At 69.9% G+C, this 11,329-nt stretch carries 8 protein-coding genes; all 8 read right to left on the bottom strand.

What is annotated here, in order from left to right; translation table 11 throughout:
- Positions 1–65: 65 nt before the first annotated feature.
- The gene (locus AX685_RS13625) at positions 66–2,285 is read right to left on the bottom strand and encodes an alpha-galactosidase (protein ID WP_082740926.1); all 2,220 of its coding nucleotides are present in this window, start codon (positions 2,283–2,285) and stop codon (positions 66–68) included.
- A 76-nt stretch (positions 2,286–2,361) separates the two neighbouring features.
- Complete coding sequence (locus AX685_RS13630; protein ID WP_066489598.1) at positions 2,362–3,054, bottom strand: response regulator transcription factor; 693 nt, start codon at positions 3,052–3,054, stop codon at positions 2,362–2,364.
- Positions 3,054–5,741: a sensor histidine kinase gene (locus tag AX685_RS13635; protein ID WP_066489600.1), complete on the bottom strand. Its 2,688-nt coding sequence runs from the start codon at positions 5,739–5,741 to the stop codon at positions 3,054–3,056. Before AX685_RS13635 ends, AX685_RS13630 begins: the two co-directional genes overlap by 1 nt.
- Positions 5,741–6,313: a potassium-transporting ATPase subunit KdpC gene (kdpC, locus tag AX685_RS13640; protein ID WP_066489602.1), complete on the bottom strand. Its 573-nt coding sequence runs from the start codon at positions 6,311–6,313 to the stop codon at positions 5,741–5,743. The genes AX685_RS13635 and kdpC overlap by 1 nt, the downstream gene beginning before the upstream one ends.
- An 11-nt stretch (positions 6,314–6,324) precedes the next feature.
- The gene (kdpB, locus tag AX685_RS13645) at positions 6,325–8,358 is read right to left on the bottom strand and encodes a potassium-transporting ATPase subunit KdpB (protein WP_066489604.1); all 2,034 of its coding nucleotides are present in this window, start codon (positions 8,356–8,358) and stop codon (positions 6,325–6,327) included.
- A gap of 12 nt (positions 8,359–8,370) precedes the next feature.
- Positions 8,371–10,074 (bottom strand): potassium-transporting ATPase subunit KdpA, encoded by a 1,704-nt coding sequence (kdpA, locus tag AX685_RS13650; protein ID WP_066489608.1) that lies wholly within the window; start codon positions 10,072–10,074, stop codon positions 8,371–8,373.
- Between the two features lie 14 nt (positions 10,075–10,088).
- Complete coding sequence (kdpF, locus tag AX685_RS13655; protein WP_066489609.1) at positions 10,089–10,178, bottom strand: K(+)-transporting ATPase subunit F; 90 nt, start codon at positions 10,176–10,178, stop codon at positions 10,089–10,091.
- Between the two features lie 110 nt (positions 10,179–10,288).
- Positions 10,289–11,152 carry a TorF family putative porin gene (locus AX685_RS13660; protein ID WP_066489610.1) on the bottom strand — a complete coding sequence of 288 codons (864 nt, stop codon included), beginning with the start codon at positions 11,150–11,152 and terminating at the stop codon, positions 10,289–10,291.
- Between the last annotated feature and the right edge of the window lie 177 nt (positions 11,153–11,329).

Below are 11,329 nucleotides of genomic sequence, written 5' to 3' on the forward strand. Positions count from 1 at the left end.
TGCTTCCGGCAACGACAGCTCAGAATTGACTTGCGACCAGCGCGATTAGACGACGTATGATAATATCACCGTCGCTCGCCTCTGCTGGTGCGCGACAGGATGAAACCCATGCCCTGGAAGTCGCCGCGGAGCGTCACGTCGACGCCGTGATTCATCCAATAGGCGCCGGTCGCGCTGGCGGGGATGGTGGCGGGCAGGGGGGTGCCCTCCATCGTCTCGATCCGGTAGGTCGCCTCCGCGTCCAGCCCGGCGAGGTTGATCGTCGGCATCACGTCCAGCTTGTGCGTCGATCCCACCAGCGTGAACAGCGCCGCCTGCGACCGGTCGGCGGCGACGTACAGGTTGGTCCAGCGCGGATCGGCGCGGCTTTCGCGGTTAAGCCGGTACAGCGATCCGCGCTGCACCGTCTCGCGGATGCGCTTGTACGCGGCGACGTAATAGCGCGCGGTCTCCACCTCCGCCGGGGTCCATTTGTTGAGGTTGGTGCCGATCCCCAGCCCGCCCTGCATCGCCGACAGGAAACGGAACGGGAGCGTCGTCTGGCGCTGGTTCACCCAATTCGGGCTGTCGGTGACCCATGCCATCATCGTGGCGGGGGCATAGGCCTGCGTATAGCCGTCCTGGATCAGCAGTCGGTCATAGGGATCGGTGTTGTCGGACGGCCACATCTGGTCGGTGCGCGCCATGATGCCCAGGTCGACCCGCCCGCCGCCGCCGGAACAGCTTTCGATCTCCACCCGCGGATGCCGGCGCCGCAGCTCGTCGATGATCCAGTAGAGATTGCGGACATAGGCGACGTAGATCGTCTGCTGTTCCGCAACGTCCGCGTCGGGCCAGCCGGGTTCGGACCAGTTGCGGTTATAGTCCCACTTCAGGAACGCGATGTCGTTCTGCGTCAGCAGGTCGTCCAGCACCTTGAGCACATGGTCGCGCACGTCGGTGCGCGCCAGGTTCAGCACCAGCTGGTTGCGCCCCTCCGTCCGCGGGCGGCCCTTGAACTGCATCGCCCAGTCGGGATGCGCGCGGAACAGGTCGCTGTCGGGATTGATCATCTCCGGTTCGACCCACAGGCCGAAGTCCATGCCGAGCGAGCGGACCTTCTGGATCAGCGGACCCAGCCCGCGCGGGAACTTGGCCGGGTTGACGGTCCAGTCGCCCAGCCCCGCCTTGTCGTTGTTGCGCGCGCCGAACCAGCCGTCGTCCATCACGAACCGTTCGACACCCAACGCCGCGGCGCGCTCGGCCAGCACCATCTGCCCGGCCTCGTTCACGTCAAAATAGGTCGCTTCCCAGCTGTTATACAGCACCTTGCGCAGCGCCGGCCGGTCGCCGTCGCCGTGCGGCAGGATATGGTCGCGCTGGAACCGGTGGAACAGCCGGCTGGCGCCGCCCTTCCCCTCATCCGAATAGCCGACGTACATGACGGGCGTATCGAGCTGCGCGCCGGGGCGCAGGCGATAGGCGAAGTCGAACGGATTGTACCCGCCGGTGATGCGGATGCGCCCGGTCACGTCCTGATCGAAGGTCATCCGCCACGATCCGCTCCACGCCAGCGCGCCGATCCAGGCCGGGCCGTGATCCTCGGTGGTGGCATCGCGCGACACCATGAACCACGGGTTGTTCTGGCTGCCGGTCGAGCCGCGGCGGCTTTCGAGGACGGTCGACCCGGCGACCAGCGGGCGGTGCTGGAGCGTCCATTCCGCCGCCCAGCGCCCGGTCGAATAATGCAGCTGATAGTCATAGGCGACCGGCAGCGTCAGCCCGGCCCCCGCCGCCTGATCGATGCGTACATCGTCGGCCCCGCGATTCTCGATCCGCGCCGAGCGCGCCAGCACGCCGGTGCCGCGATCGATCGTGTAGGTCAGCGTGACGAACACCGGCCGGTCGAGATCCGACAGCGTCACGCGGATCGTATCGCCGTCGATCTGGTGGCTGCGATAATGCAGGACGAGGTCGCGGTTGCCGTCCGGCCAGGTGATCTTCAGCGCGGGCTCGGCATACAGCCCGCCGCCCTGGCCGGCATATTCCTGCGGCACGACATTGGCGGCGACGTCGAATCCGCTCAGCCCCGACAGTTCGGGCGCGGCGAGGGGCGCGCGGTCGGGCAGGCGGCGGCCCCAATAGACCGACTGGAGAATCCCTTGCGCATTCACCTTGAACGCATAGGTCACCTCACCGCCGTCGAGGCGGAACATCTGCCTCGTCGCATCGAAGCTGGCCTGCGCCCAGGCGATGCCCGGCCACATTACAGCGACCAGCCCCGTCACCCACCGATTGATCCGCATTTCGACCCCGTCACGCCATTGTCAACGATCCGCAGGATAAATCATATATATTCGCGGATGGGAAGGGTCGCCGTGGTCACCCGTCGCCGCGCAGGCGGTAGCCGACGCCCAGTTCGTTGGCGATCACGCTGCCGACCGGGTCGGGGGCTTCCAGCTTCTGGCGCAGGTTGCGGATGACGATGCGCAGATATTCGATCCGCGCATCCTCGTCCCCGCCCCAGCACGACGCCAGCAGCCGGTCGTGGGTGACGATCCGGCCGATGTGGCGGGTCAGCAACGCCAGCACGTCATGTTCCTTGCGCGTCAGGTGCACCTCTGTGCCGCCGCGCGTCACGATCCGCCGGTCGAGATCGATCGCCAGATCGCCGCGCACCACGACCTTGCCCGCCGCCGCCTCCGCCGCCGGGCCGCGATGGCGCAGCGCGACGCGCAGGCGGGCGAGCAGCTCCTCGGTATCGAACGGCTTGGTGACGTAATCCTCCGCCCCCAGATCGAGCGCGGTGACCTTTTCCTCCACCGCCTCGCGCGCGGAAACGATCAGGATCACCGCGTCGCCCTGCTTGCGCAGCAGCGGGATGATGCCCAGCCCGTCGCGGTCGGGCAGGCCGAGGTCGAGCAGGATCGCATCGGGGCGCTCGGCCGCCGCCAGCCGCAGCGCGTCGCCGGCCGTGCCGGCCTCGACTACCTCATGCCCTGCGCGCAGCAGCGTGTTGCGCAGCAGGCGGCGGATCGCGGCTTCGTCATCGACGACAAGGATCCTGGCATGCATCAGGCGGGGTTTCCGGTGGAGGGATCGCGCACGATCAGCGCGGGGGGAAAGGCGAGGGTGAAGCAGGCGCCCCCGCCCCCGGCGTCATCTTCGGAGCGGTTGGCGGCCTCCACCGTCATGCCCATGGCGTCCGCGAACGCCTTGACGATGGCAAGGCCAAGCCCGGTGCCGCCGACGGCGCGGTCGGACCCGGCGAGGCGGGTGAAGGTTTCGAACACCGCGGCTTCCTGCCCCGGCGGGAGGCCGGGGCCGCGATCGAGCACGGACAGCCGCACCTCGCCGAAGCGGTTGCGCCCCTCGATCACGATCTCGCTGCCCGGATCGCCGTAGCGCCCGGCGTTGTCGAGCAGGTTGAGCAGGCAATGGTGCAGCAGCTGCGGATCGACGCGCACCAGCGGCAGGTCGGGCGGGACGTCGAGCCGGACGGCATGCCCCTCCAGCGCGCGGCGGGCGTCGTGCGCGGCGCCGGTGACCGCGTCGCTGAGGTCGGTCGCCTCGACGTTGAGGCGGATCGCCCCGGCTTCGATCCGCGCCATGTCGAGCAGGTTGGACACGAAGCGGTTGAGCCGCGCCGATTCGGCGCGGATCGTCGCGATCAGTTCGGGCGTGGCGCCGCCGGGCAGCTGGTCCGCCGCGGCGATGACCGCGGTGAGCGGGGTGCGCAGGTCGTGGCTGACCGAGGAGAGCAGCGCGGCGCGCAGCCGGTCGCGGGTGCGCACCGCATCGACGTCGCGCATCTCCGTCTGCAGCCGCAGCCGTTCGAGGACGAGCGCCGACTGGTCGATCAGGCTGCTGAGCAGCGGCAGCTGATCGGCGCGGACCGGATCGCCGGCACTGTCGCTGGCGACGCCCAGCACCGCCAGGATGCGCTCGCCCGCCTTCAGCGGCTGGAACAGCCATTCCGAGGCGGCGAGCGTCCCCGAACCCTTGCCGGCGGGCTGGCCGGTGTCGAGTGTCCAGCCCGCCGCCGCGGCGTCGACCGTGTCGAGCCGGTAGGCCGGATCGCTGGCGGCGATGATCCCCAGATGCGTGTCGGCGGTGGGGCCGAGCAGGATCGCCTGCACCCCCAGCAGACGGCGCACGTCGTCGCAGATCATCTGCGCCGCGCGATCGGTGTCGGTGACGCCCGCGATCTGGCGCAGGAAGCCGGCCAGTGTGGCGTTGGTGCGCGCGCTGGCGGCGGCGAGGTCGGCCTGCGCGCGGACCCGGGCGGTCAGCTGGCTGGTCGCGATCGCGATGCCCATCAGCACGAAGACCGAGACGATGTTCTCCGGATTGTTGATGCTGAGCGTGCCGACCGGCGGCAGGAAGAAGAAATTGTACGCCAGGCTGGACGCGAAGCCGGCGTACAGGCCGGTGCGCAGCCCGTAGAGGCTGGCCGCGGCCATGACCGGCAACAGATACAGCAGCGCGACATTGCCGAGATCGAGGACGTGGAACAGCGCGCTGGCCGCCGCGGTCACGCCCGCGACCATCGCGCTGGTCACGGCATAGCCGGCGGGGGTGCCCCAATGGCCCGGACGCCGCGCGCCGCGCTGGCCCGGGGCCGCGCCCGCCGGCACCGGCAGCACGTGGACGGTGACGTCGGGAGTGTCGCGGATCAGCCGGTCGACCACCGAGCCGTGGCGCAGTTCGAACCAGCGCGACCGGTGCGACTTGCCCAGCACCAGCTGGGTGGCACGCGAGTCGGCGAGGAAGCTCTGGATCCCCTCCACCACCGTCGGCGCGGGCACGGTGGCGACCGCGCCGCCCAGCTGCGTCGCCAGCGTCATCGCGGCGGCGACGCTGGCATGCTGCGCATCGGTGAAGTGCGCGGCGCGCGGGGTTTCGACGAACAGCGTCGTCCACGGCCCGCGCAGCCCGTCGGCGATCCGCTTGGCCGCGCGGATCAGCCCGTCGGCGCCGGGCAGCTCGCTGATCGCCACGACGATCCGGTCGCCGCCCGCCCAGGTGCCGCCCAGCCCCAGCGCACGCACGTCGTCCAGCATCCGCGCATCGACCGCCTGCGCGGCGCGGCGCAGCGCCAGTTCGCGCAGCGCCGACAGGTTCGAGCGCGAGAAGAAATGCCCCAGCGCGCGGGTCGCTTCCTGCGGCAGATAGACCTTGCCCGCCTTCAGCCGCTCGATCAGCTCGTCCGGGGGGATATCGACCACCTCGATCTCGGCGGCTTCCAGGATGCTGTCGGGCACGGTTTCGCGCACGCGCACGCGGGTGAAGCTGGCAACGACGTCGTTGAGGCTTTCGACATGCTGGATGTTGACCGTCGAATAGACGTCGATCCCCGCCGCCAGCAGCTCCTCGATATCCTGGTAGCGTTTGGCGTGGCGGCCGCCGGGGGCATTGGTGTGCGCCAGTTCGTCGACCAGCACGAGCCGCGGCGCGCGCGCCAGGATCGCGTCGAGATCCATGTCATGGAGCGTGCGCCCCTCATAGGAGACGGCGCGGCGGGGGATCACCTCATGCCCGCGGATCAGCGCCTCGGTTTCGGCGCGGCCATGCGTCTCGACCACGCCGATGACGACGTCGACCCCGTCGCGCCGCCGCGCCGCGCCTTCGGACAGCATCTCATAGGTCTTGCCGACGCCGGGGGCGGCGCCGAGGAAGATCTTGAGCCGGCCGGTGCCCTCCTGCGCGGTGGTGCGCAGCAGGGCGTCGGGATCGGGCCGTCCGCTGGCGGGGGCGGGCATCAGCGCGCCATGGCGTCCAGCGCGCGGTTGAGCGCCAGCACGTTGACATGGGGATCGCCCAGCAGCGGCGCGCTGGTCTGCCGTTCGACCAGCGCGGTCACGCGGCCGAGCGGCAGGCCGCGCACCCGCGCGACGCGCGGCGCCTGCGCCAGCGCGGCGGCGGGCGACAGGTCGGGGTCGAGCCCCGATCCGCTGGCGGTGACCAGGTCGGCGGGCAGCGCGCCCGCGACCCCCGCCGCCCGGTAGCGCGCGACGTCGGCAGCGACGCGATCCGTCAGCGGCCGCGCGGCGGGGCCGAGGTTCGACCCCGACGAGGCGAGCCCGTCATAGCCCTTGCCCGCCGCGGACGGCCGGGTATCGAAATAGCGATCGCTGACGAACGCCTGCCCGACGACGGTCGAGCCGATCACGTGGCCCGCGCCGTCGCGCACCAGGCTGCCGTTGGCCTGCACCGGGAACAACGCCTGCCCGATGCCGGTCATCGCCAGCGGATAGCCCAGCCCGAGCAGCGCGGCGAACAGCAGCGCCATGACGATCGCGGGTCGCAGTGCGGAGGTGATGTCCTTGCCCATCTGTATGTTCCTTACGCCAGGCCGAGGCCACCGACGAGCATGTCGATGAGCTTGATGCCGATGAACGGTGCGACGAGGCCGCCGAGGCCGTAGATCGCGAGGTTGCGCGCCAGCAGCGGCCCCGCCGCCATCGGGGAGTAGGCGACGCCGCGCAGCGCCAGCGGGACCAGCAGCGGGATGATGATCGCGTTGAAGATGATCGCGCTGAGGATCGCCGATTGCGGCGAGGCCAGCCCCATGACGTTGAGGACGCCCAGCCCCGGATAGAGCGCGACAAACATCGCCGGGATGATCGCGAAATATTTGGCGACGTCGTTGGCGACCGAGAAGGTGGTCAGCGCGCCGCGCGTCATCAGCAGCTGCTTGCCCAGTCCGACGATCTCGATCAGCTTGGTCGGGTCGCTGTCCAGATCGACCATGTTCCCCGCCTCGCGCGCGGCCTGGGTGCCGGTGTTCATCGCGACGCCGACATCGGCCTGCGCCAGCGCGGGGGCGTCGTTGGTGCCGTCGCCGCACATCGCCACCAGCCGCCCGCCGCCCTGTTCGCGCCGGATCAGCGCCAGCTTGTCCTCGGGCGTGGCCTGCGCCAGGAAATCGTCGACCCCCGCCTCGGCCGCGATCGCCGCGGCGGTCAGCGGGTTGTCGCCGGTGATCATCACGGTGCGGATGCCCATGGTGCGCAATTCGCCGAACCGTTCGCGGATGCCGGCCTTCACCACGTCCTTGAGGAAGATCGCGCCCAGCAGCCGCCCGTCGCGCGCCACCGCCAGCGGCGTGCCGCCGGCGCGGGCGATCTCGTCGGTGATGCGGCGCAGCTCGGTCGCCGCCGCGGTCAGCCCCGATCCTTCGTTGGCGCGCAGGATCGAATCGACCGCGCCCTTCTGGATCAGCGTGTCGCCGAACCGGATCCCCGACACGCGGGTCTGCGCGGTGAAGGGGATGATCTCCGCCCCGTCGGGCATCGCGCGATCGAGATGGAACCGCTCGCGCGCCAGGACGACGATCGAGCGCCCCTCCGGCGTTTCGTCCGCCACGCTGGCGAGCAGCGCGGCCTCGGCCAGCTCCGCCTCGCTCGCGCCGCCGACCGGGCGGAACTCGCTCGCCTGCCGGTCGCCGACCGTGATCGTGCCGGTCTTGTCGAGCAGCAGCACGTCGATATCGCCCGCCGCCTCCACCGCGCGCCCCGACTTGGCCAGGACGTTGAACCGCACCAGCCGGTCCATCCCCGCGATGCCGATCGCCGACAGCAGCGCCGCGATCGTGGTGGGGATCAGCGTGATGAGCAATGCCGCCAGGATCGCGACCGGGATGCTGCCGCCGGCATAAGCGGCAAAGCCCGGGATGGTGCCGACCGCGATCAGGAAGATGATCGTCAGCCCGACCAGCAGCAGCGTCAGCGCAATCTCGTTCGGGGTCTTCTGTCGCTCGGCGCCCTCGACCAGCGCGATCATGCGGTCGAGGAAGCCGTGGCCAGGCTCCACCGTCACCTTGACGCGGATTTCATCGGAGATGACGCGCGTGCCAGCGGTGACGGCGGAACGGTCGCCGCCCGCCTCGCGGATCACCGGCGCGCTTTCGCCGGTGATCGCCGCTTCGTTGACGGAGGCGACGCCCGACACGACGTCGCCGTCCGACGGGATCAGGTCGCCGGTTTCGACCAGCACCACGTCGCCGACCTTCAGCTGGCTGGCGGGCACGGTGTCGAAGGCGCGGCCGTCGCCCGTCAGCCGCTTGGCGGTCAGTTCCGCCTTGGTGGCGCGCAGCGAGGCGGCCTGCGCCTTGCCGCGCCCTTCCGCCAGCGCCTCGGCAAAGGTGCCGAACAGCACGGTCAGCCACAGCCACGCCGCCAGTTGCAGCTTGAAGCCGAAGGCCAGCGGATCGTGGCCGACGACCAGCAGGACGGTCATCAGCGCCGCCACCGCGGCGGTGACGAACATCACCGGGTTGCGCACCAGCTCCGCCGGGTTGAGTTTCACGAACGATGCCTTGATCGCCGGCATGACGAGGTCGGCGGTGAACAGGCTCTTGGTCTGGGAATGTGCCATGGTGGCCCCCGGTCAGAACAGCTGGCCGCGGATCATCGCGAGATGATCGGCGATGGGACCGAGCGCGAGGCTCGGCAGGAAGGTGAGGCCGCCCAGGATCAGGATGATCCCGATCAGCAGGCCGACCCACAGCCCGCCGGTGGTCGGGAACGACCCGGCACCTTCGGGCGTGTATTTCTTCGCCGCGAGGCTGCCCGCGATCGCCAGCATCGGCACGATGACGAAGAACCGCCCGACCCACATCGCGACGCCCAGAAGGCCGTCGTAATAAGGGGTGCTGGCGGTCAGCCCGGCGAAGGCGGAGCCGTTGTTGGCGACCGCGCTGGTGAAGGCGTACAGGATTTCGCTGAAGCCGTGCGGCCCCTTGTTGAGCGGGCCGGCCAGCCCCTGTTGCAGCACCGACGACAGCGCGGTCAGCCCCAGGATCATCAGCGGCAGCACCGCGATCGCCAGCACCGCCAGCTTCACCTCGCGTGCCTCGATCTTCTTGCCGACATATTCGGGGGTGCGCCCGACCATCAGCCCGGCGACGAACACCGCCAGGATCGCGAACAGCAGGAAGCCGTAGATGCCTGCGCCCACGCCGCCGACGACGATTTCGCCCAGCTGCATGTTGAACAGCGGCACAAGCCCGCCGAGCGCGGTGAAGCTGTCGTGCATCGCATTGACCGCGCCGCACGACGCCGCGGTGGTGACGACCGAGAACAGCGCGGAGGCGGCGATGCCGAAGCGCACCTCCTTGCCCTCCATATTGCCGCCCGCGACGCCGAGCTGGTGGAGCGCCGGATTGCCCGCCGCTTCCGCCCAGTAGCTGACGGTGACGCCGGCCAGGAACAGGATCATCATCGCCGACAGGATCGCCCAGCCCTGGCGCGTGTTGCCCACCGCCTTGCCGAACGTCCACGTCAGCCCCGCGCCGATCGCGAAGATCGACAGCATCTGGATGAGGTTGGTGAGCGCCGTGGGGTTTTCGAACGGATGCGCCGAATTGACGTTGAAGAAGCCGCCGCCGTTGGTGCCGAGCATCTTGATCGCTTCCTGCGACGCGACCGGGCCGAGCAGCAGCGACTGGCGCCCCCCCTCCAGCGTCTGCACGTCGACGACGCCGGCCAGCGTCTGCGGCACGCCGCAGGCGATATAGGCGATCGTCAGCACGGCGCAGAGCGGCAGCAGGAGGTACAAGGTGATGCGCGTCACGTCGGCCCAGAAATTGCCGACCGTCGCCGCCTCGCGCCGCGCGAAGCCGCGGAACAGCGCGAAGGCGAGCGCGATCCCGGTCGCCGCCGACAGGAAATTGTGGATCGTCAGCCCCAGCATCTGGCTGAGGTTCGACATCGTGCCCTCACCGCCATAGCTCTGCCAGTTGGTGTTGGTGGTGAAGCTGATCGCGGTGTTGAACGACAGATGCTCGCCGACCGCGGCCAGCCCCTGGGGGTTGCCGGGCAGCACCGCCTGCAACCGCAGCACGGCATAGGTGAAGGCCATCAGCACCGCGTTGAACAGCAGCATGTGCACCGCATAGCGGCGCCAGCCCTGTTCCTGCGCCGGGTCGATTCCCGCCAGCCGGTAGAAGCCGCGCTCCACCGGGGCGAGCAGGATGTGGGCGGGGGTGCGCCGCCCTTCGTACAGCGCGAACAGCCACAGGCCGAGCGGCTTGGCGAGCGCCACCACGATCGCGGTGAAGCCCAGGATCAGGAACCAGCCCTGAAGCGTCATGGTCCGCCTCCCTTCTAGAAGCGTTCGGGGCGGATCAGCACCGCCACCAGGTAAAAGAGCAGCCCCAGCGCGGTGATCGCGGCGAGCCACAGGTCAAGGGTCATCGCGGGTCTCCTCAGGCGTTGTCGCACAGCCGGACGAAGGCGAGCGTCAGCGCCACCAGCCCCAGCATCACGGCGATCCACAGTAGGTCCTGCATCACGGTCCTTTCGGGTCAGAAAGCGGCGGTCAGCGACGCGACCACCGCGCCGCCGGCGATGTTGCCGGTGCCGTCCTGGCCCCGGCTGAAGCTGGGCCGCAGATAGGCGGCGTCGCGGTCCGGAATGTCGGTGCCGACATAGCTGACGTTCACCGTCAGGTTCCGCGTGACGGCGGCGTCGGCGCCCAGCGACCAGTCCCAGTAGCGGCCGGTCGGCGCGACGGCGGTGGCATTGGGGCCCAGCCCGTCCTGCCCACGGCTGTGCCCGATATGCGCCTTCGCGGTCAGCGGCGTATCCGCGATCGCCACCGCGGCGTCGCCCCACAGGTACAGATTGTCGTCGCTGGCGCCGAGATGATCGTACACGCCCGCGGCGGCTGCGGCGCCGGTGTCGTACCATTTGCCGATCGCCTGCTGTTTCGGCGCATAGGCGACGCCCGCGGTCAGCGTGGCGGGGCCGGCGGTGCCGGTCAGCCTGGCATAAGGCTCGGCGAAATCGGTCTTCGCCGCGCCACCGGGATACATGTACCACGTCAGCCCGACGTCGAGCGTCGCATTGTCGGCCAGCCGGGCCTTGTACCCGGCGATCAGGTCCAGTTCCATGTTGGCGCCGCCGAACGTGCCCCAGCCGGCGAGGTTCGATGCCCAGGTGCCGACGTACAGCCCGCTGTCGTGCGCGATGGTGATCCCGCCCTGTACCGCCATGTGGCGGTCCGACTGCGATACGCCGCGGAAGCGATAGTCCGACGCGATCGTCGCGGCGCCGCTGACGGTCACGGCATGATCCGGCGCGGCGGTTTGCGGTGGCGCATCCTGCGCGCTGGCGGTGGCGGGACAGGCGACCGCTGCGATGAGCGCGGCCGCGAGACGAAACGACATACCATACCCCTTCCGGCGCGGTGCCGGCCATGTGGCGGCACCTTCAGGGGTGGGCGATTAGGCGCATGTCGCGTAGCAATTCGAGAGCGATTCCCGCCGATCGCATATAGGCCGCATATAGTCCGGCGATTTTTCGGCGGCGCGGCGGGTGCGGCGGCGGGCTAGCCGCGCGTCAGG

The organism is Sphingomonas sp. CCH9-F2 (genome assembly GCF_001556735.1).
Lineage (GTDB): Bacteria > Pseudomonadota > Alphaproteobacteria > Sphingomonadales > Sphingomonadaceae > Sphingomonas > Sphingomonas ginsenosidimutans.